This window comes from Xanthobacter tagetidis, assembly GCF_003667445.1.
Lineage (GTDB): Bacteria > Pseudomonadota > Alphaproteobacteria > Rhizobiales > Xanthobacteraceae > Xanthobacter > Xanthobacter tagetidis.
Genome location: NZ_RCTF01000009.1, coordinates 173,295 through 198,867, shown reverse-complemented (window position 1 = coordinate 198,867; position 25,573 = coordinate 173,295). Strand labels below are relative to the sequence as shown.

General features: G+C 64.0%; 17 protein-coding genes, 2 tRNA genes and 3 pseudogenes. 10 read left to right on the top strand and 12 right to left on the bottom strand.

The features are described from left to right. Positions 1-124 precede the first annotated feature (124 nt). The 3 genes and pseudogenes from D9R14_RS12925 to D9R14_RS12915 form a co-directional block, all read left to right on the top strand. Complete coding sequence (locus D9R14_RS12925; RefSeq protein ID WP_121623739.1) at positions 125-442, top strand: integration host factor subunit alpha; 318 nt, start codon at positions 125-127, stop codon at positions 440-442. Between the two features lie 279 nt (positions 443-721). Continuing rightward, positions 722-1,303, top strand: coding sequence for an HXXEE domain-containing protein (locus D9R14_RS12920; protein WP_121623738.1), 582 nt, complete (start codon positions 722-724; stop codon positions 1,301-1,303). Between the two features lie 429 nt (positions 1,304-1,732). Next, positions 1,733-2,011, top strand: a pseudogene (locus D9R14_RS12915) (MerR family transcriptional regulator); the annotation flags it as partial. 1,821 nt (positions 2,012-3,832) lie between these two features. Here D9R14_RS12915 and D9R14_RS12910 read toward each other — a convergent pair. Beyond that, positions 3,833-4,192 (bottom strand): septal ring lytic transglycosylase RlpA family protein, encoded by a 360-nt coding sequence (locus D9R14_RS12910; RefSeq protein WP_121623737.1) that lies wholly within the window; start codon positions 4,190-4,192, stop codon positions 3,833-3,835. 253 nt (positions 4,193-4,445) lie between these two features. Between D9R14_RS12910 and D9R14_RS12905 the strand changes: the two genes are divergently transcribed. Together D9R14_RS12905 and D9R14_RS12900 are read left to right on the top strand one after the other, a co-directional pair. Continuing rightward, positions 4,446-4,523: transfer RNA gene (locus tag D9R14_RS12905), tRNA-Pro, on the top strand. Positions 4,524-4,927: 404 nt separating this feature from the next. Beyond that, positions 4,928-5,749 carry an MBL fold metallo-hydrolase gene (locus D9R14_RS12900; RefSeq protein WP_121623736.1) on the top strand — a complete coding sequence of 274 codons (822 nt, stop codon included), beginning with the start codon at positions 4,928-4,930 and terminating at the stop codon, positions 5,747-5,749. 295 nt (positions 5,750-6,044) lie between these two features. Here D9R14_RS12900 and D9R14_RS12895 read toward each other — a convergent pair whose 3' ends face one another. Beyond that, positions 6,045-6,539 (bottom strand): SAM-dependent methyltransferase, encoded by a 495-nt coding sequence (locus D9R14_RS12895; RefSeq protein ID WP_121623735.1) that lies wholly within the window; start codon positions 6,537-6,539, stop codon positions 6,045-6,047. 69 nt (positions 6,540-6,608) lie between these two features. On the opposite strand from D9R14_RS12895, the gene mazG reads away from it, so the two are divergent. Then, positions 6,609-7,502, top strand: a complete 894-nt coding sequence (gene mazG, locus D9R14_RS12890; protein ID WP_121623768.1) for a nucleoside triphosphate pyrophosphohydrolase — start codon at positions 6,609-6,611, stop codon at positions 7,500-7,502. A 9-nt stretch (positions 7,503-7,511) separates the two neighbouring features. Here mazG and D9R14_RS12885 read toward each other — a convergent pair whose 3' ends face one another. The 4 genes from D9R14_RS12885 to D9R14_RS23130 form a co-directional block, all read right to left on the bottom strand. Beyond that, complete coding sequence (locus tag D9R14_RS12885; RefSeq protein ID WP_121623734.1) at positions 7,512-8,690, bottom strand: amidohydrolase; 1,179 nt, start codon at positions 8,688-8,690, stop codon at positions 7,512-7,514. Positions 8,691-9,097: 407 nt separating this feature from the next. Then, entirely contained in the window at positions 9,098-9,688 is a 591-nt protein-coding gene (locus tag D9R14_RS12880) for a phospholipase D-like domain-containing protein (RefSeq protein ID WP_121623733.1), read from the bottom strand. 86 nt (positions 9,689-9,774) lie between these two features. Next, a complete protein-coding gene (locus tag D9R14_RS12875; protein ID WP_210313932.1) occupies positions 9,775-10,737 on the bottom strand; it encodes a sensor domain-containing diguanylate cyclase in 963 nt (320 codons plus the stop codon). Between the two features lie 233 nt (positions 10,738-10,970). Further along, positions 10,971-11,052 (bottom strand) — tRNA-Ser (locus D9R14_RS23130). 147 nt (positions 11,053-11,199) lie between these two features. On the opposite strand from D9R14_RS23130, the gene D9R14_RS12870 reads away from it, so the two are divergent. From D9R14_RS12870 to D9R14_RS12860, 4 genes are all read left to right on the top strand, one after another. Further along, positions 11,200-12,483, top strand: coding sequence for a tyrosine-type recombinase/integrase (locus D9R14_RS12870; RefSeq protein WP_121623731.1), 1,284 nt, complete (start codon positions 11,200-11,202; stop codon positions 12,481-12,483). Further along, entirely contained in the window at positions 12,483-13,271 is a 789-nt protein-coding gene (locus D9R14_RS22925) for a hypothetical protein (protein WP_147453025.1), read from the top strand. The genes D9R14_RS12870 and D9R14_RS22925 overlap by 1 nt, the downstream gene beginning before the upstream one ends. Positions 13,272-13,333: 62 nt before the next feature. Then, positions 13,334-13,615 (top strand): helix-turn-helix transcriptional regulator, encoded by a 282-nt coding sequence (locus D9R14_RS12865; RefSeq protein WP_245420793.1) that lies wholly within the window; start codon positions 13,334-13,336, stop codon positions 13,613-13,615. Between the two features lie 178 nt (positions 13,616-13,793). Continuing rightward, positions 13,794-14,828 (top strand): AAA family ATPase, encoded by a 1,035-nt coding sequence (locus D9R14_RS12860; protein ID WP_121623729.1) that lies wholly within the window; start codon positions 13,794-13,796, stop codon positions 14,826-14,828. Between the two features lie 215 nt (positions 14,829-15,043). On the opposite strand, the pseudogene D9R14_RS12855 reads toward D9R14_RS12860, so the two are convergent. The 6 genes and pseudogenes from D9R14_RS12855 to D9R14_RS12830 form a co-directional block, all read right to left on the bottom strand. After that, a pseudogene (locus D9R14_RS12855) lies at positions 15,044-16,134 on the bottom strand (IS3 family transposase). A gap of 177 nt (positions 16,135-16,311) precedes the next feature. Then, a complete protein-coding gene (locus tag D9R14_RS12850) occupies positions 16,312-19,374 on the bottom strand; it encodes a DEAD/DEAH box helicase (protein ID WP_170168602.1) in 3,063 nt (1,020 codons plus the stop codon). Positions 19,375-19,420: 46 nt separating this feature from the next. Then, positions 19,421-20,236 carry a Hachiman antiphage defense system protein HamA gene (locus tag D9R14_RS12845; RefSeq protein ID WP_121623727.1) on the bottom strand — a complete coding sequence of 272 codons (816 nt, stop codon included), beginning with the start codon at positions 20,234-20,236 and terminating at the stop codon, positions 19,421-19,423. Positions 20,237-20,397: 161 nt separating this feature from the next. Further along, positions 20,398-21,846: an argonaute/piwi family protein gene (locus tag D9R14_RS12840; protein WP_121623726.1), complete on the bottom strand. Its 1,449-nt coding sequence runs from the start codon at positions 21,844-21,846 to the stop codon at positions 20,398-20,400. Further along, the gene (locus D9R14_RS12835; protein ID WP_170168601.1) at positions 21,846-23,666 is read right to left on the bottom strand and encodes an SIR2 family protein; all 1,821 of its coding nucleotides are present in this window, start codon (positions 23,664-23,666) and stop codon (positions 21,846-21,848) included. The genes D9R14_RS12840 and D9R14_RS12835 overlap by 1 nt, the downstream gene beginning before the upstream one ends. 74 nt (positions 23,667-23,740) lie before the next feature. Then, positions 23,741-24,921: pseudogene (locus D9R14_RS12830) on the bottom strand (Fic family protein). Positions 24,922-25,573: the final 652 nt, after the last annotated feature.

Genomic DNA, 25,573 nt, shown 5'->3' with positions numbered 1-25,573 from the left:
GTCGTGCCGCTGACTTTCCGTCACAGGGGTGTATCGGACCTGCTACACATGGGGAAGAGAGGTCGAACTTTTGGCGTGGTGCCGCCGAAAGTGGACGGTGCTCTCTTTTGGGTCGGGGAGACATATGGCTGGACGGACAGTAACGCGCGCAGATTTATGTGAGGCGGTCTACCAGCAGGTTGGCCTCTCCCGGACTGAATCTGCAGGGCTGGTGGAACTGGTGCTGCGGGAGATCGCGGATTGCCTGGTTCGCGGCGAGACCGTGAAGCTGTCCTCGTTCGGCTCCTTCGTGGTGCGCGACAAGGGCGAGCGGATCGGCCGCAATCCCAAGACCGGCGAGGAAGTGCCGATCGAGCCGCGCCGGGTCATGGTGTTCAAGCCGTCGAGCATCCTCAAGCACCGCATCAATGGCACATCGCCGGATGGCGCCGACGAGGATTGACGCCTGAGGCCGGCTTTCGCCGCCGTTTCGTCAAGCGCCGGCCGGCCTGCGCGGCACAGCTTTCTCTCTCTCCGCGTGAACCTCAGGCCCGCCCTTTCCCATGGAAGGGGAGCAGCATGAAGGGGGCATCGCGGAACGCTGAGCAAAGGCTCCGCAACGGCGCAGGCGCCCACTGGCGCGAGCGCGCTTCGTTTGGCGAGGCGCCGGCGTCACGGGCCGGACGGGTCCGCCCCATCCGAATTCACCTGGCGAAATCATCTGCCGAGAGCGGCGAAGGCGATGCAGAACCTGAAAGCGTGGCTGGCGGGCCGCTGGGTGGCGGCGGCCGGGTTCATGGCCGGGGCGCTCCTCGCCATCCTGCCATTGCTTGACGCCGCCTATGCCTTGCCGCTCGTGCTGCTCTTTCTCCACAGCCCGGCCTACATGCTGCATCAGGTGGAGGAGCATGCCGGCGACCGGTTCCGCAGCTTCGTTAACGAGCGGGTCTTCGGCGGCCGGGATGCGCTCACCGTCGCGGCCGTCCTTGTCATCAATATTCCGGTCGTGTGGGGCCTCAATCTGGCGGCGCTCTATGCGGCCTATCTTTGGGCCCCCGGCTATGGGCTGGTGGCGCCCTATGCCATGCTGGTGAACGCCATCACCCACATGGGGGCCGCGGCGCGTCTGCGCTGCTATAATCCGGGGCTGGGCACGGCGGCGGCCGTGTTCCTGCCGCTCAGCCTCTGGACGATCCTCACGATCGGGCCGGTGGGCGCCGGCTTCCACGTCGCAGCCCTGAGCCTGGCGGTCGCCCTCCATGGTCTCATCTTGGCCGACGTTCTCCTGCGCATCCGGCGCATGAGGCCGGTCGAGCCGCAATAGAGCACGCGCCGATCTGCCTCCATCGCAAGCTGATCGGATAACGCTGTCTCTGCCAATAATTTAGGGAGCGACACCGATCACTTTGATTCAATTTGATCGGACCGCGCTCCAGAGCACGCGCCGCTCAGCTTGCACCGAAAGCTGAGCAGGATAACGCGTTCTCCGTGAGCAATTTAGAGGGCGGTCCACCGATCAGTTTCACTCAATTTGATCGGATCGCTCTGGCTGGCTCGCAAGCGCAGGCGTCGCTTCGCATGCTTGGTGAAGCGTCGGCTGCACCAGCCTTTCCCGCCTTCCTTTTCCGGCACCGTGCCTGTCGCTATCATCGCGCCTCAGGCGGCCGGCGATTCGGCCGGAACGCGCAGTGCGCGCCGGCTCACACGGGCCGCAAGGCGGGGCGCGGGGTTGGGCCGCAAGGCAGGAGGTCAAGTGGGCGACGCACGCGACACCTCGAAGGCCCCGGACGCCTTCCGCACCATCAGCGAGGTCGCCGAGGACCTCGATTTGCCGCAGCACGTGTTGCGCTTCTGGGAAACCCGCTTCACCCATATCCGCCCGGTGAAGCGCGGCGGCGGCCGGCGCTTCTACCGGCCGGAGGACATCGATCTCCTGCGCGGCATCCGCCACCTGCTCTATTCCGACGGCTACACCATCAAGGGTGTGCAGAAGATCCTCAAGGAGCAGGGCGTCCGGCATGTGCAGGACCTCGGCGTCGAGCACGACGTGGCGGTGATGCGCAGCGCGCGCGAGCGCAGCCCGCAGGACGGCGTCACCTTCGGCGGCCTGCTCGGCCTGCTGCCGCGCCGCAAGCCGCGGCCCGCCGAGGCGCATCCGGAGATGGACGAGCTTCCGCTGCCCTTCCCCGATCCGGAGGCGGACCGGGAGACCGGGCGCGATGCGCCGCCGCTGGACGTCCCCCTGCGCCGGAGGCCGACCGGTCACGCCCCAGCGGCCCGATCCCCGGACGAGGAACGCGACGCCGCGGAGCCGCGCCTCGATCCGTCCTTCGCGCCGCCGCGCGGCCGCGGCGGGCCGCGCCGTCCGCCGGAGGCGCGAGCGGAGGCGCGGCAGCCCGACCTTGAGGAGCGGGGAGGGCCGTTGCCCGCCGCCGCTCCGCCGCGCCAGCGGCCGACCCGCGGACCGGCCGCGCGCATCGCACCGGAGCACGATGCCCAGGCCGCCCCGGGCTCGTTCGATGATCCGCTGCTGCCGTTCTTCGACGATGCGCCCCCGGCGCCTGCCGCTTTTTCCGAGCCGCTCGACGCGCGCATCCGCCGCCTGAAGGGCGACATCGCTGCCGAGGCCGAGGGCCGGCGCGATCACCCCCGGCTGGAGGAGGGACCGCCGCGGGAGCGCCGGCTGCGGTCCGCGCCTGAGGCGCCGCACGACGCCGCCGCCGATCCCCATGGCCGCGCCGCGCGCCAGCGTCCGCCGCCGGCGGACCCGGACATGGGGCTCGCGCGGCACCCGGCGCCCGAGCCAACCGGCGCGCCACCCAGTGCTCCAAGGCACGGGCGGCTGTCCTGGGATGAACTGGACGCCGACGACGGCGCGTTCCGCGACGATCCCGCGCGCGATCGCAGCCCGCGGCGGCCCGAAGCGCGGATGCGCGCCGATGCCCGCCGCCCACGCGGCGAATGGGGCGAGGATCAAGACGGCGACGGCTTCGCGCCGCCCGTCACCGAGGGCAGGGGATGGGCGCCCGAGGCGGAGGCGGACGATCCCTTCGCGCCGCCCCGCCGGCCGGAGCGCGGGGCCGAGCCCTACCGGCCGCACGAGTGGCCCCCGGAGGATATGCGCCCCGAGGCACGCCGGGAGGCCGCGCGGCGGCCGCCTGCCCGAGCGGATCTTTCGGCCGATCACCGCCCGCAATCCCGCGCGGAACCCTGGTCGCGCCCCTTCGGCAAAGACCAGCGAGACCAGGAGTGGGACCAGCGCGGACCGGCGGATCCGCGGCATGGCCTCGGCGTGCCTGATGACGTCCGCGGCAGCTGGGCCGAGCCGGTTCCCGAGGGGCCGCCGCGGCGCACCGTGCCTCGCTTCGGCCCGTTCGCCGGTCCGGCGGAGGAGATCGCGCCGCCCGGGCCGGAGCTCCTGCCGCATGCCGAGACGACTTATGCGGGACCAGCGGAGACCCGGGGGGACTTCGATCGTGAAATCCCGCCGGCGCCACGGTCGCGGCGCGCCGTCGAGTGGCACGGCCACGATCCGTTCGAGGCCGAGGGCCCGCGCCGCCCGGCCCCGCCCGAGCCCCTGCGCCACGGCCCGCCGGAGCAGTATCTGCCGCCGCATCTGCGCTCCGAGCCGCGCATCGCCGGCCAGCCGCCGGGCGCCGCGCCGGTGCTCTCCCGCGCCGACGTCCACCGGCTCCAGGCGGCGCTCTACGAACTGACGGAATGCCGCCGGCTGATGGGCGACGCGACCGGCCGGGAGCGGCGCGCCGGCCCCGGCGAGAGTGCCCAGGCGATTGAAAATTAGCGGGAAATCGGAAGTCTCGGGCAGGCCGCATGACCTGCCCGGAGGGGGCGGCTAGTCGAGCACCGCGAGCTGCACCTTGGTGATGCCGTTGCCGGTGAAGCCCAGCTCGGACGCCGCCGCCTTGGAGACGTCGATGATGCGGCCCCGCACGAACGGTCCGCGATCGTTGATCCGCACCACGACGCTGCGCCCGTTGCGCAGATTGGTCACCCGCACCTTGGTGCCGAAAGGCAGGCTCCGGTGTGCTGCGGTCATGGCCGACGGGTTGAAGCGCTCACCGCTGGCCGTGCTCTGGCCTTGCCAGTAATAGGAGGCGATGCCGGTATCGGCTCGGGCGGCGGTGGCCGACAGGAGCCCGCCGGACAACGCCAAAGCGGACAAGGACAGGCACAGGCTCACGCGATTCTTCATGCGTTCAAGCTTCCGTGTTGTTGAGGGGAGAGCGCCGAATGACCGCCGAATGGGGCCTCAGTGTCACCATCGGGGGGCAATTTTCTGGCGACCTGCCCTGGCGTCGCCACACTCCTGGCGCGCATCGTCAGCCGGATCTTGATCCTCAGTGGGGCGTCCGGCAGCTCCCGGCGCGATCTTCTGGGGAGGGCGCGGGGGCAGGGCGATTAAGGCTTGTCGGGCGAACAGCGATGGTCTAAGGCTCGCCCCACGTCGGAGCGTAGCGCAGCCCGGTTAGCGCACTAGTCTGGGGGACTAGGGGTCGTGGGTTCAAATCCCGCCGCTCCGACCATTGCTTCTCAGACGCTCTAAGTCTCTAAAATATCTAATAATCCACGCACGTCTCCTTGTTCCCCGCTGTGTCTCTGGAAGGCGGCGCAACGGAGACGTTTGCTATCGCTGAGAACCATTCCTTCGTGCAGCGCAATAAGCGGACCGCCTGGGCCGCTGCCGGCTGTTCCTCGTTTTGAACGGCCATGCGATTCACGTCCGCGATCATGTCTCGCTCGCCGAAGACATCATCGCCGTCGTCGAATGCAGGCGGTCGCTTGTTTGCTTCATCGACAGCTACCGCCCCTTCGTCCTGCCGATCGCGGATAAGGATGCATAGCAAGGGCGGGGGCGTGCTATTTCCCGGCTCTGTACCCAACGGCGCAGTTGTTGCGCGCCCGAATGCCTTGAGGAGACCGCCCTTCCATGCCGCCCGAAGCCACGGACCCGACGCCCCTCACCTTCACCATCCTCGGCTGCGGCTCGTCGGGCGGGGTGCCGCGCGTGGGGCAGGGCTGGGGCGCATGCGATCCGGCGGAGCCGCGCAACCGGCGCCGGCGCTGCTCGCTGCTGGTGGAGCGCCACGGTCCCGGCGGCAAGACGACCGTCCTGGTGGACACGTCCCCCGATCTGCGCGAGCAGCTGCTCGACGAGGGAGTGACCGCGCTCGACGGGGTGCTGTTTACCCACTCCCACGCCGACCACACCCATGGCATCGACGACCTGCGGCCGCTGGCGATCCTGCACCGGCGGCGGATCGACGTGTGGACCGATCCGGAGACCTCGGCCGCGCTCCACGCGCGCTTCGCCTATTGCTTCGCAACGCCCCAGGGGGGCGCCTATCCTCCCATCCTCACCGAGCACCGGTTCCACGAGGGGCGGGAGATCGTGGTGGACGGCGCCGGTGGGCCCATCGTGGCGCTGCCGTTCCGCCAGCACCACGGCGACATCGACTCGTTCGGGTTCCGTTTCGGCGGCGTCGCGTATTCAAGTGACGTCAACGGCTTTCCCGACAACAGCCTGTCCTATCTGCATAATCTCGAAGTCTGGATCCTCGACGCACTGCGCGAGACCCCGCATCCGTCGCACTTCACCGTCGGCGAGGCGCTGGACCACATCGCGCGGATGAAGCCGAAGCGGTCGATCCTCACGAACCTCCACACCGACTTGGACTATGTCCGCCTCGGCGCAGCGCTGACCGAAGGCGTGGTGCCCGCGTTTGACCGGATGCGCTTCATCTCACCTTGAGTCGAGCAGGGATTGATGGGCCATCTGCGATTCAAGGTGCGTATGAGTTGTTAATCGCAAGGCATTGATAATGCGGTGTATTTTTGTGAAGGCCAGCGCCTTGAACGCACGCTGTTTGAGTGAGAGCTGAGGCCTGACTGCCATGCCGGAGCCCCGGTGCCGTGCTGCGCTCATGGTCAATTATGTTCCATAATATATCTTCTGCGCTTCATCGGGGCGCCTGGGCGAGGCGCCCGCACCACCTCTTTCACGATTCCTCTGTCTGGCGGCCCGCTGCGTCTGCGGACGCTCCGCGTCAGGCCTTAGCGTCCGACGCCGGCGCTCCTTCCGCTGGGGTTCGCGCCGGCTTTAGGTCGATCAGCGGCGTGCCGGTCCGGCAGTCGAGGCCTCGCACGATGACGCGCGTGCCCTCCACCGCCACCAGCGCGGCCACCGACGACGCGATCGGGTTCGGCCGCACCGGCGAACGCAGCGCGAAGGTGCCGGCCGGCGTTCCGCCCCGCGGCACCTGGAGCACGAGATCGCGTCGCGCCTCGTCCATCCAGTACAGCACCTGCACATGGCTGAATCCGGCAAGGCCGGTCAGGGCCTCGGCCCAGCGCGGGTCGATGTGCAGCGTGCAGAGTGGGCCGTCCGTCATGTCGCCGCGGCGCGGGCAATCCGCGCGCGCCGCCCAGGGCGTCTCAATGTGGCCGATGAAATAGACGCCGGCATCGAAGCGCTCCGGCAGCGGCACCTGGCGCTCGCCGGCGCGGATGCCCTCGCCCGCCTCGTTCTCCACCGCAGACATGCCCGCCTCCCGTTCGTTCCGCCGCCGGAAGAGCTTATGGTGCCCCGATCGGCCCGCAAGGAGGTTTCCATGGTCCCGTCCCGCGACATTGCGCGCCTCATCGAGATCATGGCGGCGCTGCGCACGCCGGGCAGCGGCTGCCCGTGGGACCTGGAGCAGACCTACGCCACCATTGCCCCCTACACCGTGGAGGAGGCCTACGAGGTGGCCGACGCCATCGCCCGCGGCGATCTCGGCGACCTGAAGGAGGAGCTGGGCGACCTCCTGCTGCAGGTCGTCTTCCACGCCCGCATGGCCGAGGAAGAAGGCGCCTTCGCGTTTCCGGACGTGGTGGAGGCGATCACCGCCAAGCTGGTGCGCCGGCATCCGCATGTGTTCGGTGATGCGCGCGATCTTTCGCCGGAGGCGGTGAAGGGCCTGTGGGCGCAGATCAAGGCCGAGGAAAAGCGCGAGAAGGCGGCGCGCCGTGCCGCAGCCGGTTTGCCGCCCGAGGAGACCCAAGGGGTGCTCGACGGGGTGCCCCTCCCCCTGCCCGCGCTCACCCGCGCCCTGAAGCTCCAGGAGAAAGCAGGCCGCGTGGGCTTCGACTGGAACGATGCGCGCCAGGTGCTGGCCAAGATCCGCGAGGAGACCGACGAGGTGTCCGAGGCGCTCGATGCGGGCGGCCTCGATGCGGTGCGCGACGAAGTGGGCGACCTGCTGTTCGCGGTGGTGAACCTCGCCCGCCATGCGGGCATCGACCCGGAGGCGGCGCTCGCCGGCACCAACGACAAGTTCACCCGCCGCTTTCGCTTCCTGGAACAGGCGCTTGAAGCGCAAGGCCGGACGCCCGGTGCGGCCAGCCTCGACGAGATGGAGGCGCTCTGGCAGGCGGCGAAGCGCACTGAACGGGCTGCGCCCGCCGGAGCGGCTGGCGCAGCCGGCGACGTCACCGCGGAAGGCGCGCGCGCCGACGCCAACTGAGCGCGCCCCTTACGCCGCCACCTCCCGGGCCGCGCCGAGCGCGCGCTCGGCAAGCCGCACCCAATAGGAGGCGCCGTAGGCGATGGCGTCGTCGCAGAAGTCATAAGTCGGGCTGTGCAAGCCGGAACTCGGCCCGTTGCCGATGAACACGTAGGCGCCCGGCAGCGCCTCCAGCATGAAGGCGAAGTCCTCGGCCCACATCATGGGCACGGTGGCGTCGTCCACATGGTCGTCGCCCACCACCTCGCGCGCCACATCGGCCGCGAAGGCCGCCTCGGCGTCATGGTTGCGGGTGACCGGATAGCCCTCCTTGAAACGCACCGTGGCGGTGGCGCCGTGGGCGGCGGCGATGCCGTGGGCCACCTCCTCCACCCGCTTGAACACCTTGAGCCGCACGGCCGCATCGAGCGCCCGCACGGTGCCGAGCAGGCGCGCCCGGGGCGGCAGCACATTGTCCACCTCCCCCGCCTGGAACACGCAGACGGAGACCACGGCCGCATCGAGGGGGGCGACATTGCGCGCCACCACCTGCTGAAGGCCCGTGACGATGGCGGCGGCGCAGAGCACCGCGTCGATGCCCTGCTCGGGCTTGGCCGCATGACCGCCGCGCCCCTCGACGACGATCTCCATTTGGTCCGACGAGGCCATGATCGGCCCTGGCCGCATGGCGAAGCGCCCCACCTCCATCCCCGGCATGTTGTGCATGCCGTAGACCGCATCGGAGGGGAAACGGGAGAAAAGGCCGTCCTCCACCATGGCGCGGGCGCCCGCTCCGCCCTCCTCCGCCGGCTGGAACACCACGTTCACCGTGCCGGCGAAGGCGCGGGTCTCGGCGAGGTGCCGCGTGGCGCCCAGCAGCATGGCCATGTGGCCGTCATGGCCGCAGGCGTGCATCCGGCCGGGATGTTCAGACGCATAAGAGGCGCCGGTCGCCTCGACGATGGGCAGCGCGTCCATGTCGGCCCGCAGGGCGACGGCCCGGCCCGGGCCCCTGCCCCGGATGACGCCGACGACGCCCGTGCCCCCGATGCCCTCGGCCACCTCGTCGCAGCCGAATTCGCGCAGCTTTGCAGCGACATAGGCAGCCGTCAGGGGCAGGTCGTACTGCAGCTCGGGCCGGCGGTGGAGCGCCTGGCGCCAGCCGGCGATCTCTGCGGCCGCGGCAGCGATGCGGTTGTTCACGGGCATGGTGCGTTCACAGGCAGGACTTTCACGGTCATAAGGCATCCGGCATCGCCGAGGCCCGACCCGGCTCCGGCCTGAAGAATGGAACAGGAGGGGCGCTGCCGGTCGGCCCTCGCCGGCTGGATCATCGCTCCACGCGCCATGCTGCCCTGCGGCACGGCCAAGTCAACCGAGCGATGGCCCATCGTCCCGGATGAAGCGATGGTTCACGTTGGCTTTCCGCGCCATCTCTCTGAAAAATATATGTTTTCATGGGCATCTAAGAAATTGGTTGAGTCGGCCCTCCCGCAAAGCGTGAGGGGGCAGATCCGGCGCTCATCTGGTGGATGTGCAGTCCCGGCGGGTCCTCGGCGTCCCAGGACGTTCGACCGGTTTGCTGCGCGTTCGGTGCAGCCTGAACGGTGCGTGCTCTAGCGTCCGCCGGCGGGAAAGGCCGGCACCGCATTCGCCCAGATTCGCTCGAACTGCGCGCGATAGAGCGCCACCGCTGGGGGATCCCGCAGGATCAGCAGATCATTGTCCTGCTTTTTCAAGGCACCGGTGGAGAAATTGGCGGAGCCGGTGCGCAGCACCGCGCCATCCACCACATAGGCCTTCAGGTGCATGATCGGCTTTTCGGGCTTGCGGCGCACGCCCGCGCCGAGCGGTGCGAGCCGGTCGTAGGCCTGCGCCTCGCTTCCGTCGACCACGAGGCGGACCGCGACGCCCCGCCGCGCCGCCGCCACGAGGGCATCGGCGATCCCGTGGTCGCGCAGAAAGAACGCGGTCATGTCGATGCTGGTGCGCGCCGAGGCGATCAGGCCGAGGTCGATCTGCTGCAGGTTCTCGGACGGCGAGAAGTGGAGTTCCGGGCCTGTCTGCGCCAATGCCCCGCGGGCGCCGAGCCCCGCATGAAGCGCGCCCGCGCAGGCTGCGAGCAGCATCGCCCGCCGCAGGCCGTCCATGGGATTCCGGCGGCGGGCGCCGCAAGCGAAGTCGAAAACGGAGATATGCGAACCCACGATGCGCTCCCTTCCCCGGCGCCCCCGAGGGTGCAGGCTCGGCAACCCCCACGCGGCTGTCAATGCGGGATGCGCGCGCCGCGCCCCTACCCTGGGGCGGGGCCGGCGGGAACTGGGCCGGCGTGGCGCACCGCGTTGCGCCCGGCATGCTTGGCGGCATAGAGCGCGCCATCGGCGTCCTGGAGCATCGCCTCCGCGCTGGCTCCGGGCCCGCCGGCGGTCGCGATGCCGATGCTCACCGTGAGCAGGCCGCCCGCCGGGTGCGCGATCTCCGCCTCGCGCAGGCGCGCGCGGATTCGCTCGGCCATGGCGAGCGCGCCGTCCCCGCCGGTATCCGGCAGGATCAAGGCGAACTCCTCGCCGCCGTAGCGAGCGGCGGTGTCGTCCGGACGGCGCGCCACCGTCTCCAGCACGTCGCCGAGCCGCGCCAGCGCGCGGTCGCCGGCCGGGTGGCCGGCAAGATCGTTGAACGCCTTGAAGCGGTCCACATCCAGCAGCAGCAGGGACACCGGCGCGCCGGTGCGCGCGGTGCGTCGCAGCGCCCGGTCGAGCGCCTCGTCGAACCGGCGACGATTGGCGAGCCGGGTGAGCGCATCCTGTTCGGCGCGCACCTTGAACGCCTCCCCGAGCCGCCACAGCTCGATCTCATCCATCGCGATGGCGGCGAACTCCTCCAGCGGGCCGATATCGAACGTCGCCTCGTCACCCGCCGTCCGCGCCATGATGCAGAAGGAACCGATGGCGAGCCCTTCCGCGGCAAGCAGCGGTGCGCCGGCATAAAAGCGCAAATCGAGGTGGGGAATGAGCGGATGGCCGACGAAGCGCGGGTCGGTCTTGAGGTCTCCCACCACCAGCGACCGGCCGCTTTCGATGATCAGATTGCACACCGTCCGCGGCCGCTCCACCGCCTGTGCCAGGCCGGCCGTCGACATGGATTTCATCCATTGGTGGCTCGCATCGACCAGGCCGATGAAGGCCACGTCCGCGCCGTAAAAGCGCGTCGCCAGCCGCGTCAGCCGGTCGAACCGTGCATCGGCGGACGTGTCCATGATGTGGCACGCCGCAAGGACGCGCAGGCGTTCCGCTTCATTGGCGGGAGGGGATGGCGGCGTCCACACGATCGGCTTCGCACGCTCCGGAGGGTGTGACGAGGTTGCAGGAAGGCTAGAAGAAGCGGCTGCGGGCAGCAAGCGAGGCCGTAGGGCATTTTCCCGCGGCGCCACGGGCGTCCGGGCGCGGCACTTGCGCGGCCGAGTGACGCCGGACGGATGTCATAGGAGAATGGTGAGCCCGTCGGGATTCGAACCCGAGACCCCATGATTAAAAGCTAGTTTTAGGCATTGTCACGGCACCTCCCTACACCCAATTTTATTGACATTTCAATTCATTGTAGGAGATAGTTGGAGGCGTACGGTGACGGCAGGAGAACTGTTTTGTGTCCCCTGCGTGCCCCAGGTGGAACTTACAGGGGTTTCGATTATGGGGTTTCACTCTTAGGGCTTCGAGACACTATGGCGAATGTCAACCTAACGGATACCTACATCCGCGGCCTTTCCCTTCCGGCGGAAGGACGGCTCGATATCAATGACGAACGTGCCCCGGGCCTCGTGCTCCGGGTGTCCTCATCCGGAACGAAATCGTGGAGCCTGCGGTACCGCGACAAAATGTCCGGGAAGGTGGAGCGCCTGACTATCGGTCGCTATCCAGCTGTTCCGCTCGCCAAGGCGCGAGAAATTGCACTGAAGCGCATTGCCGGTATAGCGGATGGGGATAACCCCCGCGCGGTGCAGCGTCAGGAGAAGGCCGCACACGCCGCCGGCATCTCCTTTGATGCCTTGGCGGAGCGCTTTTTGACCGAGTATGTGGCCGTGAAGCGTCCCAAGAGCCTAATTGGCTACCGGAGCGCTCTCGCACCCGCCCGGAAGGCTTGGGTGGGTAAGAAAGCCCGGGAAATCACCCGTGACGACGTGCTGGACCTTTCGGAGAAGCGCGGCGCTGATGCACCGATCGCGGCAAACCGTATGGTTGCGGTTTTGTCCAAGCTCTTCAATTGGACGTTGGATCTTCGTGACCCTCCCGTCACCACCTCACCAGTCCACCGCATCCCAAAGCCGGGCATCGAGAAGGCCCGCACTCGCACACTAAGGGATGACGAAATTCCGATCCTGTGGGCAGCGTTCGACGGCTTTATGGTGCCCGAGATGGCGCGCATCATGCGGGTGCTGCTTCTCACCGGGCAGCGCCTGTCCGAGGTCGTCGGAATGGAGCGAGACGAACTTCTGGACCTCGGCCAGCCCGAGTCAGCACGATGGCATCTACCGGGCGAGCGGACGAAAAATCGACGCCCGCATATCGTGCCACTCGCCCCATCTGTAGCTTCCATCATAAAAGCCGCGATGGTGGCCGGTGGTGAGGAAACGTCTTACGTCTTCTCCTCGCGGAGAAACCCCGGCGAGAAGTTCGATCGGCAGTCCTTCGCGCGTGCCATGAAGCGGCTTATCTCCGGCCTGAAGGAGACTGACTACACTCGCACTGCGGTCCGCCGCTTGAAGGCGGACCCGCCCACCCCGCATGATCTGCGTCGGACCGTTGCAACGCAACTCGGGGCCTTGGGCGTGAGGCGCGAAGTCATCAAGGCCGTTCTGAACCACCTAGAAGGTGATGTAACGGAAGTTTATGCACTACACGACCACCTCGCGGAGAAGCGCGCTGCGCTGGATGCATGGGCAGCCCATGTGGAGCGGCTGACCCAGCCGACCGACACGACCAATGTTGTGCCGATGAGGGGGCGGTGATGACAAAACGCAAAGGCACCGGTGAACACCTACGATCCAAGATGTCCGATGCACAGCTGTCGGTGATGCGCGAGAGCCTGCGCTCTAAACTACCCAACCTCACCGATGAACAATTTTATGAGCTAACCAAAAAACTCCGCTGTCGCCCAGGCGATCCGCCCCCGTGGGGCGGCTACACCACTGACGAAAGGGCGGCCATTTTTTCAGCACTTCCGGGGGCGGAGGAAGGGTACGTTGCCGAGCTAATCTCCTGCATTGAAATGACGGTTCGCATCCCGGTATTGGACATCAACGAAATGTCTAAGGTTACGAACCAGCTCGCGCGTGCCACAGAGCGCGAATTGCGGAACCTTGGTAACCCGATGCTGGCGCTTGAAGATCGCATCGCCGACGTTAGAGATATCATCGCTAACGGAGATAGGCCCGATCCGATCCACTATGCCGCCATGACGGCTTTGAAGGCTCTTGAGACCTACCGGGATCATCTAAGGGATGAGTATGAGTCCCTTCTCAAAGAATTTTCCGCTACTCGCAATCGTCTGCGACCATCTGCGCAAAATCTCTTTAAAAAGACACTCTTTGACGTAGTGGAGTGGGAGTGGCGTCGATCAGGTAAATCAGTGGATTTTAGCGACGATTACGAGAGATTTTTTGGCTCTATTGTTGATCCCCCCTTTCGTGACCCGTGGGTGCAGCGGGTGAACGGCGTCGCTCCTACCGATGGCATGTTCAAAGCGCACGTTGAAGCAGTTCGGAAAAGGGACAAGAGCGAACGGCCCCAAAACTGAACTGACTTCACTTAGAGTGTGCATATTGAGTGTGGCTCCCACTTTCTACGAGGAGCCACCACATGACCAATGCCCGTCGCTCTTTCTCTACTTCCTCCCGTTCGCGCCGCGTTTCCGTAAAGGAGATGGAGCGCCGCCCCGGCCAACGCCTTCTGTCCCTCGCCGAGGTGTGCGAGCGCACCGGGCGTTCCCGCTGGTGGGTCCGCGCCGCCGTGCTGGAGGGGCGCTTCCCCGCGCCTGTGTCGACTGGTTCCCGCTCGCCGCGCTGGGTTGATTCCGAAATCGACGGCTGGATCGCGTCTCTGATCGCGGAGCGTGACGCCCAGGCCGGGGCGGCGCGATGACTATGGCACTTTCCCCCAAGCAGGCGGCCGCCGCCGAAGCCATAGCGCAGGCGCTCCACGCGGCCGGCTTCGCCCCCCAAATCGTCTCCCCCGCGACCGCGACCGGGCGTGCGGTGCGCACGCGTCTTCAGGCGCTCTACTGCCCGTTGGGTACGCTCGCAATCAAGGAGGGCCGGTGATGCGTCTCTCCTTCCTCACCGACCCGCCCCCGCCGCCGATGCGGTGGGTCTGGCGCGATATCGTTCCGGCGGCTTCGCTCGTGACCATCGCTGGCGCGCCGGGGGGTGGCAAGACCGCGGTCTCGGTCGCGCTGGCCCTCGCGGTGGCGCGGGGTGACCTTCTGTTGGACCGGGAAACCGTCCAGGGTTCCGTTCTGATCGTGTCGGCCGAGGCCGCACACTCGACCGCGCGCCGGCTTCGTGCGGCGGCAGGCGATGACTTGAGCCTCCCCATTGGCCACGCGACCGGACAGATCGACCTCCTCGACCCGGATTCCACCAACCGCATTATCGGGGCAATCGACAAGATGCGGGAGCGCTTCGAGCGACCCGTCCGTCTCGTGGTGCTTGACGCGCTTGCGTCCGCTACGCGCGGGGCGGACGAGAACTCCGGCCGTGAGATGAGCCGCGCCCTGGGGAGCCTCCATGAGGTGATCCACGCCCGGGGCGCGAGCGTTCTGTTGCTCGCTCACACCGCAAAGGCGGGGGGCAATCAAGTGCGTGGCCATTCGTCCATCCTGGCTGATGCGGATGTCCACCTGTCTCTTACCGGGAATTCTTCGATCCGTCGGATGACAATCGTCAAGGCTCGGGACTTCGAGGCGGGCAGCGAGGTGTCGTTCCGCCTCTCCGCCGCGCCGACGGGGGCGTTCCGAATGGAGACGGTCGAGGGGGTCACCCGCTCTACTACGCATCCGTCGCGCCTCTCGCGAGACGCGAGAACGGCGCTGAATGCGCTCACTGACTTAGGTGAACAGGCGACCTTGGACAAATGGCGGTCGGCCGCTGCGGCCGCTTTTGGTCCTCGCCCGAGCGCAGGCGCTGTTCGAGAAGCGTTCCGTAAGGCCAAGGCTTCCCTTTTGACGGCCGGACTTATCTCGATCGATGGCCAGATTGTCACCGTCACCGACGACGTCACCGACGTCACTTCCGGTGACGCGAGCAATGGGGGTGGGGAGCGTCACCGGGAGCGTCACCACCCCACCCCCTATTAGGGGGTGGGTGACGCCGGTGACGCCCCTCCCCGCTCTAAGGCCGAGCAATCGAGGAACAAGGAAGATGATCAACGTCCTCATGAACAGGCACAGCAACTATGCGGCCCTGCCCTCGACCTGAGCCCCTGATCCTCCTCCAGATTTAGGTAGAGTCCGTCGATCATTGATCCGAGACCATTTTCTGGACCGCCGGAAGCTGGAGTTTCCGGCCTGTTTCACGGCAGTGCGCTGGCTACGCCGCCGGGGTTCTGCAACGAGATCGGAGGCTTATGGTCGATGGCCTCGTGCGGCCGATCCTCATTATAGTATCTAACCTAAGCCTCCACCTTTTCGGCCGCATCCGCAAGCGTCAGGAACCAGTGCGTGTTCAGGCACTCACTCCGGAAGCGGCCGTTAAACGCCTCGATGAAGGCGTTATCGGTGGGCTTGCCGGGGCGGGAGAAGTCCAGTGCCCCCCTTTCGCATAGGCCCAAAGATCGAGGTCGCGGGAGACGAATTCCGAGCCCTGGTTGACCCGGATGGTCCGCGGATAGCCCACCTTGGCGCAGACCCGTTCGAGGGTCGCGACCACGTGCTCGGCCCGATAGCTGAAGCGTGAATCGACCACCGGCGAGAACCGCGAGAAGGTATCGACCACGGTCAGCACGCGGATTTTGCGGCCCGTGGCGAGCTGGTCGTCGACAAAATCCATCGCCCAGACATCATTCGGCCGAGTGGCAGTCGCCCGATCCTCCCGCAACTTCGCCTTCACTCGACGCTTCGGGGTCTTGTTGCGCAGCTGGAGACTTAACTCATTGTAGGTCCGCCGGGTTCTCTTCTGATTGATCACCCAGCCTTCCCGTCGTAGCAACACCTGCACGCGCCGATAGCCGTAGCGCACACGCGTCTCGCAGATCGCCTTGATCCGTGCCGCAAGGCCGGCCTGGCCGGGTCGGCAGGACTTGTAGTGATCAAACTCCGGGGCTGCACAAGCCCGCCGGATCGACACCTGCCACTCATCACACATCATGCCGACGAGCTCGCGCTTGCGACCAGGCCTCAAATTTTTCGGCGAACGATATCCTGCAGCATCTCCCGGTCGAGCGAGAGGTCGGCGACGAGCTTGCGCAGCTTTGTATTCTCGTCCTCGAGCTGCTTTAGCCGCCGCATCTCCAGCGGCGCCAGCCCCTCATATCTCTTTTATCCAGTTGAAGTAGGTCGCCGGGCTGATCCCGGCCCGCCGGCAGATCTCTCCCACCGGGACACCGTCCGCTCCCTGCTTCGGGATGAACGCCTTCTGTGCGTCCCAAAACTTCGATGCCTTCATCGTCTGCCGCTCCTACCAGCCAAGGGATCATGGCGCGGAAAACTCCAGCTTCAAACGGTCCAGTTTTCGGCGATCAGATCACCCTCAATGTCCCTCAAAATTGGAATGAAGGGAAGATAGAGCTGGATCACAGTCATTAGATGTACATTCCGCTCTAGCTACCCGGCCCAGCCCAAGTTAGGCCCATCCTCCAAGCTCAGCAGCGACCTTGACGAAATAGCTAGGAATGTCCGCGAGCGCCGCGCGTACAATCTCCTCTTGCTGGCAAGCTGCGCGGACGCCGCCGCGGTCAACGACATTTCCCCAGACGAGACCGAGAAGGCCCGCGACATGCCTATCCGCGAACCCGGCCTCGTGAAACGCAATCGCCGCGCGATCAGTCAGGCCGTATTTCATCTGCTTTTGCAGCAGGCTGACGCCCGTGTGCAGTGCGTCGTCCAAGTCCTCGGTCAGGTCCGCTATCGATGCAACGATCATCGCAACATCGTAGCCGAAGCCGCTCTCGCACAGCGCAACAGCATCTTCCACGGTGACATGGTCACGCCCGACGCGGGCTCTTGCCTCAGCCAATATGTCGAAGATCACGGCATAGGATCTGCCCGCCACCCACTCCTCAAGAGAGCGCGGAACTAAATTCTGATCGCTAATCGCCTGGATCGCGCGGGACGTGGTGAAACGGAGTGCCAACGGATAGATTTCGGCGAATAGCCGGTCCTCTTGCACTGCAGTCTGCAGGGTTTCAAGGTTCTCAGTCAGCCAAGTTTTGAGTTCTGCAACCGCCGCCGGCGGTAGGGGCGACCGTCGAATAAGCGCGCGCTGGTCGCCATCGGTGTTGGCCGTGATCGAATCCCCAATCGATCGAAACACTTCGACGAGACGAACCCGCGTCTCCTCGTCAGCGAGGTGATAAGCTAATGTATTAGCCGCAAGTTCACCGATCCGCGCTCTGACGTCCTCTCCCTCGGCAAAGGTCATATTGGCAACGAGGAAGGCGGCGATATTCTGGACTGCGCGGGCGCGACCTTCGATGAACCGGCGGAATTCCCGTTCGCTGATATTAGGTTGCGCCGCGAGCGCTGCGTCCACGACTTCGTCTATCCGAGCGGCATCGGCGAAGGCGAGGTCGAGCCAATCGGGCGGAATCTCTTGGACGATCGGCGGTTGGCGCTGCTGATACGCATCGAACAACGCAAGGATCGAGCTGCGAGAGGGTTCCGAGTTTCGGGGGTCGAGAAGTTCGGTTGCGCGGTCCCACGTCCACCGGCCGCGAAATTGCTGCCGCTGATCGTAGATGGACGGGGTCGAGAAGATGACACTGCCCTCGGTATGCATCCCCGCGCGACCGGCACGCCCCATCAGATTGTGGAAGTCGCGCACCAGGATCTGTTCGCCGCCTTGGCGGGTCGATGTGATGACTAGATATTTGAGCGGGAAATTGACGCCTTGCGCCAAGGTCGAGGTGCAAATGACGAATTTCGCCATACCTTCTTTCATGGAGTGTTCGATTGCAAGGCGGATGCCGTGCGGCGTGTCGGCGTGATGGGCGAATATTCCAAGCGCTGCCGCGCGGGTCGCTGACACGCCGGCTCCGAGCTCGACTTCGCAAAGCGCTCGGATCTTCTCCACCTCGGCGGCGTCCGAGGTTTCAATCGGCCATTCGAGCGCGACGCCGCGATCGACGATTTCGACGGCACGCGAGCAGATCTTCGTCACGCTGTCTTTTCGGCCGCAGAAGATCGCAACGGCGCCGTTGCGCACGACGTGCAGGCCGAGGAACAGACCGACGTCACCGCCGGTTTTCTCAGGAAATCTGCGCTGGGCAGTTTCCTTGCCGCGGAGCGGCAGAGCGATGTCGCTGATAATGCGAGGCACGAAATACTCTCGCTCGGCCGGATCCTCCGGTTTCACATATTCGAGTCGCCCGCGTTGGTCCTGCCAGCTCGCAAAAGCGATGCTTTTGGTCGTCGGTAGCAGACCCTCGGCGCCGACAACCGCATCGGCATCGCCGATCAGCCATACAGCGATATCCGGCGCGTTGCCGATCACGGCAGAGATGAGAATGATCTGGGTCTCAGCGGGGAGCGACATGCGCAGCGAAGTCAGGAGGAGTTCGTAGGTCGGCCCCCGAGTCATTCCGTCGAATTGATGTCCTTCGTCATAGATCACCAATCCGATCCTCTGGGCGAGGTCCGGAGCCCGGCGCAGCATATAGAGGAGCTTTTCGGGCGTCACGATGAGCACCGAGTCTTCGGCAAACAGCGCATCGAGTGCGAGGTCGAATTGATAGGCGTCTGATGCTTCGTCCAGGCGCACATTCTCACCGGCAAAGGCCGTTACCAGGTCGCCCCGGATGTCGTGGCAGAGCGAACGATAGGGTGCGACGATCACTGCAAGGTGCGCTCGACCGGATAGAAAGGCCGATCGAATGATGATTTCGGTGGCGCGTGTCTTGCCAGCGCTGGTCGGCATCTGAATGACTACGGAACGTCCAGCGAACACGCCAGCATCCGCGATCCGCTGCTGAGCAGGCCAGAGTTCGATCGGAAAATGCGACTTCGCGAGCGCTTGGCGCCACGCGTCCGGCGCCAAGCCTGATGCTGTTGGCAGGATCGTCCGGGCAGAATTTCTGAGCTTGAGCGCACACAAGGCGCCAGCAATGTCGGCGTAGAGCAATTCGCGCGGTGAGCCGGATCGGTGGAAATACTCTCGGATTCTGCGGCACACTTCGGCAACGCCATCCGCCCCGGCCTCGAAGCTGAAATAGCCGGCTAGCGCCTGGAGAAGCTCGGCCGTCGCCGCTTGATGAGCATGGGCCACCTCGGTCGGAACGAAGCTGTTCTTGAGGATGCTGTAGACGAGATGACCAAGCCCGCCCGCGAGGTCGAGGCTCGGCTCCGTCATGTGCCGAATGATTACCGTCGCGCTGCCGACATTCCCGGCGATGTAATATGCCGCTGCGCACAGGAGGGAAAATTCGGTGTCTAAGTCGGCATCGAGCTGCGCGTTCAAATATGCATCGAAGAAAACTGAGGAAAAGCGTAGCACGTCTTGCGGGTCTTCATCTAACTCGTCCCAGCCGGGCGGTTGAGGAAGCGAGGCCGGTGCAACTCCTGCACCTTCGAGCGTATCTGCGACGGCGGCCGCAACATCTCCCAGGATGCCGATCGCCAATGAGAAGAGTAGCGACGGGTCGCGCGGCAACGCATTGAAGTCCGCTGGCGCGACGCGGAATTCGTGCATCTTTGCCCGTGCTCGCGCGGTGGATAGGATGGTGAGCGCGGTCGCCTCAGGCCTCATCGGCTGCCCTTTCGTAAAGCGTATGCACGAGCTTCATCAGTGACGGTCCGCGGATAACCAGAAGGCACAAATTCTTTTGGTTAAAATGAGCCGCACCGTTGGTCGCCGCCATATCGGTCTCGGCGAAGACGGCCTCGTCGAGAATGGCGGCCGCTCCGTTGATCCGGCGAAAGGGTCGGTCGGCCTCGTTTTGAAAGCGCTCGACCTTCCGGGCATCGCCCATTTCGCCCCGATCGAAGAAGCGGCGCTTAATGGCATTGAGGCTCATGCCCTCGCGAAGTCTGTCCTTTACGCTGTCATCGATCGCATCCTGGAGCCGGTTCGCGCCGGACGCCGACATGCCAGATTTGGACTCGAAGATAAAAAGCTCGTCGGCCGGACCGGGGTTGTCCTCGTTCGCGAACTTGAACCCGATAACATCGCAACCCTTTGTCGAGTCATTTCGATTCCAACGATCCTGGTAGCGCAGCTCGCGTGGGCACCAATATCCTAGGAAATATTCGATGAAGTCGGCGACAACGATCTCGCCAAAGTCTCCCGATCGGAGACTCGGTCCAGGTGCTACCTTCGCATCGGGGAAGAGAATGCTCCTCAGATAATCGGTATGGCTGAGTCCCGTGCCACCGGCCATGAACGGTAAATCGGCATCAGCTATGTAGTGGTTACGGAAATGCCGAGCCCAGTTTGAAAGAATTTCAGCGTCATCTTCAGGATTTATTTTCCATATCTCGATTACACGGCCACACGCCGTTGCCTGACGCTCTCCAGTATCGACCAGCCAGTTCAGATAGCTCGGCGTCGTCACAGTATGCCCCCCCGAAGGCGATAACTAAAATGGCCTCAATTTGAATCCAGCTTTGCAATGCTGGATGCACTCCTCTTAGACAATATAATTGAAATTAGATGTCAGAAATATTCCTTAGAAATACAAAAATTTTACTTCTTTTTTCATTTGCGGTAATCTTCTCACATGAACAATCGATAAGGATAAACATTTCGCGGCAGGTCCGGGACATTCGCTATCGTGCGGGCCAGTTTCTGCGAATAGCGAATGCTAACCGGTACTGGGTCGTAGAGCGCGTCGTTATTCCAATCCATCTTCGTGAGAGCCAAAGCTTCATGGGCTGTGAGTTCGAGTGGCCCGCTGCCTGCATGACGGATCAGCTGCAGCGGCCGGGGGATGCTCTTCTTGCCCTGATAGTAATCTCCTTTGGTTGAAACCTCGGGAGCATTGCCCGCCACCCATACCAAGACAGAATTGCCCGTGCGAATCACCATCGTCCCGCGCGGTACGGGAAATCCCGACGGTTTTGACGGCGGCTTCACTACTCCCGACTTGATGAGCCAGACGCCTCGCCAGCACGACGCCGAGCTCACCTCGACACACTCGATTTCCGCTACGCCGGTAAGCGCGTCGAACGCGCCCTCGATTTCTGCCTCCTTGAAGGCGGTTGTTTTGTGAATGACCATGCGTTTTGGTAGGTTGCCACCATTGCGCCCCTGATAGAGTTCCAGGCTACGGGCGAGGACCGCGCGCATGTCGTCGCGACTTAGAAAGGGGTTCCGGCGGGCTTCAGCCACGTCGGCCACCGGGTCTCGCGCCTCGAACGCGACGAACTGCATGCCACCACCGTCCATGTCGAAGACCTGCGAGCAGCACGTCACATAATGCGCGTCTTGTTGGTCACCGCGCAGGGCATAAGCCAATCCGATGTAGGCGGTGTCTGCTGGCACACCCTTCAGCGGCGCGAGCTTCCATGGCGTACCCGCCGCCTTCACATAAAGTGCGGTTGAAAGACGCCACGCGAGCGAGGCCTTAAAGCTGAATGTGAAGACGCGATCATTCAGAACCTGGGTCGGAATATTATACTTGGCGCCCAGAGCTTTCAGCACGTCGTGTGCGTCAAAGAATTTTCCGCGTGTCGCTGTGGCCCAGTTGTCGGGAAAGTGGACCAGCACAACGTCGAACTCGTTACGAACGGCGTCAAGGCGGCGGAGCGCGGCATCCATTGCAAGGTATAGGCGATGCTGCGCGTTGCCGTCACCCGGCAACTGGTCGAGGTGTTCAGGCCACTTGATGTGAGCGCTCGCTGGCGCGGGATCGAGCGACACGCGGAACAGGCGATCAAAACCGGGATATTCCGGCACATATTCTGATCGGTCGGAAGGCCGATGCGCGCCGCGCAACAGCTTCATCAGATCGCCACGACGATGGAAAGCGCTTTCCGGGCCAACCGTCGCGATTCGAATGCGAGGAGTGTATCCGCTAAACGATCCTTTCGAATACGGCCCAAAGTTCAGGAGGCCGCGCAATGGATGAACATCTACCTGGGTGGCGTCGGATGGCGAAAACGGCAGGTTCGGCTCATCCAAGAGCGTGAATGGCGGCAGCTCAGTGAGGGCTGGGTTCGCCATCATTTGCTCCTGTCGAAGTAGGTATGGTGATGCGACGGTCGGCTAAACCCTGTAACGGGGGACACCTTGAACACGGCATCAATGCCAGAGCCATCTTCGAGTCCGAAAGCGGTTCTGAGCGGGCCGCCCGTCTCGGTCAGAAGCTGTGCCCAGGCCCCAATAATGCTGGCCCAATTCCTGTTATATCGCGGGGCCCATCGCTCGCGGCGCCAGTCACCGGCAGGATCACCCCGTCGCTCGGCTTGCATGCCCATTTCAGCCGCAGCTTCTTGCACGACCAGATCCTCCGCACTCTCCGTTTGTGGAGTATCTTGTCGGGGCAACTGGACGAACGTGTAAGGCTCGAAGCCGCACCACCACTTTCCATCGACTTGTTCCAGCTTGAGGTGGACACCCTCCTGAAACGGGAAGCCAAGCTTGGGCACTGCGCCAAACAGGCCGGTGCCGTAGGCGTCGCGCAGCCGGGATAGGGTTTGCTGCTGACGCAGCGTTCGATCAGGATCATCGCCGTCGCGCGGTATCGCAACGACGAGCGAATGGCCCGAACGCCTGTAGCGTGGGATGAGCGGGCGCTGTCGGGCGAGCGATCGCACGAGCGTGTCGTATAGCAACCCCATCGCCCAGCTATCGGCGACCGGATCCAGATCGACCGTTCCAGCGAGCGATGGGCCGAGCGGAGCCAAGGCATCCAGGATTTCTTGGTCCCGACCGAACGCCGCTAGCTCACGCCCCAAAGCGGCCGCCGTCGCGCGACATCTCTTCGCCTTGAAGATCTCGCGCACCTCTGCCGACGTCGTCGATTGGCTCAGCCTGATGCGTCTGGCTGCGGCCGGCATCGACTGGACCAGAATTGCCGAATAGCGCAGCACCGGGAAGGCGCGGGCTTTGGCATTTGGAATCCGAACGGGTACGAGGCGCGGCGTAGGTCGCCCTTCCATCACCCGATCAAGAAGCGGCTTAGGTATATCGGTAACCTTGATGATATCAGCAGCCAGTTCGTCAAAGGTAGCGCACTCAACGACGGCCACGTCCACGCCAGCCGCTTCGGCGCGCTCTAGGAATTCGATCACGGCGGGCAGTAAACGGGAAGCTGAAGAGGTGAGCCAGTGCACTCCGTTCGGAAATGGCGACGGCGCATCGAGAACCGTGTTCAGCGCCTCCATGATCGAAGCGTCGCGTCCGCTATAGCCGACGAAGATCATTCCAAAGCGCTTGCCGGATTCCACCAGCACATGCCGCATCCGGGCGTCCTGTTCTTCCAGTTCTGATCCCGTGTTCTTAATCGCGATCGACTGATAATCACCGTGGAGCTTAGCGACCAATGGCCAGTCCGATTCATTGAGGCACCGCATGGCACGGTCGGCAGAATCGATCGCCGCCACAGTTGCGCGGTTCTGGTTGTCTGCTGGCAGAATCCCGTTTGCCGAAAGCGCCGACTCCTCGATGAGCGGATCGAAGTTGGTCGTGAAAACGCAATCGACCTTGCCGGCAGCCATAAGACTTCCAAGCACCTTATGTCCAAAACAGGGAGTGCCCTTGGAGATCGCATCGTCTATATACTGTCGGCGATGCCGGGCCTCAGGATAAACCGCTTCGAAAGCCTTGGCATATTCGGTAGGATCACCGTCAGGCGGCAACTGCGAATTTTGGCGGAAAAAGGCATCGATCCTGTCGATCCAGATCGGATCAGCCGTATCAATCTCGCGCTTTGACAGGTTGGTTTCGCGGCAAAAGATTTGCGCCTTAAAATCGCGGATCATGGCATAGCCGGTCGGAATGCCGGAGGCGGCCGATGCGCCTGCGCCGAGGAACCACGCCACAAGATTTGGCCTAAGATCGAACGCTGTCGCGAATTGTGCGGCGGAGATAGTTTTTATCGGCACAGTCTCCCCTTTCAGGCCGTCGTGAGGAGCGGGTCGGTTCCCTCGCTCAAGATGGCGAGGTATCGCCGGTAACTGAACACGCGCCCCCGTTTGCGCCCAGTGATTTCTTCGACGATGCCGAACCGTTCCAAATCGGCGAGCGCCGCATTGACCGTGGGGGCTGAGAGACCTGTTTGCTGAACGAGTTGGCTGGCCGTCAGGAACGGGTTTTCCTGAAACAGATCGCGGATACGCAGCGCGGAGCCTGCCCGGTCGCTCTCTATCGTAATCCGCTCGCGGTCTTCCTTGAACAGATCGACAATCCGGGTGACGGCCTCCAATGCCTGATTGGCGGTATCCGCAACACCGGTGACGAAGAAATCGAGCCAGGCTTGCCATGCCCCATGCTGGCGCACCTCCTGAAGAAGGCGGTAATAGTCGGCGCGATGCGTTTTCATGTAAAGGCTCAGATAGCGTAGCGGCTTGCGCAGCACACCGTTGACGCACAGGTACCACGTGACCTGTAAGTGACCGATCCTGCCATTGCCATCAAGGAACGAGGGGATGGTCTCGAATTGGACATGCAGCAGGCCGGCCTTAATCAGGGCAGGTAGAGGGGAGCCGTCGTCATGCATGAAACGCTCAAGCGCATCGAGACAAACATCCATCTCGGCCGGCGGCGGCGGCACGAACAGCGCGTTGCCTGGACGTGACCCACCGATCCAGTTCTGAGACCGCCGAAACTCGCCGGGATTTTTAGTGCCGTCACGCCCGCTTTGAAGTAGCCGTTGGTGCATCTCGCGGATCAGGCGCAGCGACAGCGGCAGGTTTTCCGGCCGGTCCAGCCCATACATCATTTCATCGACGTAGTTCGAGACTTCTATAATGTCGTCGATTGGCTGACCGGCACGCGCCTCGGTCTCGAAGCGGAGCAGGTCCGAAAAGGTGGACTGCGTTCCTTCGGTCTGGGACGAGAGGACTGCTTCCTTCCTTGCATACATGTGGAGGAACAGCTCCTGACGCGGGAGCAACATCGTGATCCCGTCCAGACGACCCAACGCGCGTTCGGCCAGGCCTAGCCGCTCCAGAAGGGCTAGTACGTCGATCGGCGGTTCGGGCGGCAGTGAGGGCGGCACGAATGCGCGCACGATTTCCCCCGCAACACGGTCTCGACAAAGCGGCCTAGCCGGAGGCTGGATGCTGATTCGGACATGATCCTACCATGCGGGAGTGGCCTTATTTAAGCAATCGGCTCTTGGCCTAAATAGGCGTTGGCCTAAGGTAAGCGTTCTTAAATAACGGTCGATGCCAACACGGGCGCGAACACGTGCACGGTTTGTAACAGTATTATTCCGCTTTCAGTGGCGGTACAATTTACACCTGCATTCGCAGAGTAGTACCTCCCCAAAAACACTGTCTAGAACGAACAATCCATCGAGATCATCATCGATGTAGACGCTGATATGTAGGGCTGTAACGTAGAAACGGCGGTGATCGACGGTGCGTATGCTACTTGATGACGTTGCGGCCATCGGCGGTTATCGGCGGCAATATCGCACTACAGAGGGCAATCGGCGGGATGGCGGATCGCGGGGGATTCGCACACATACGCCAACAAAAATTTACAGGCGGTCGGCAGCTTCACAAGCAATGTCGGCTTTTGGGACGTCTCTAATGTCAGTCCATCCGCGCACGGGTCGCGAGCTATTAACGTGCGCTTCGAAACGAAGCGCCGAGAGGCCCTACTCATCGCCCAGCTCGGCCTCACTCAGGTTGAGCACATGGTAATCTCACTCGATTTACGGTTGTGGCCGAAAACGAGTAGATCATTTCTTTCAGCCGTATCGAGGGCTTATCGGGCCTGG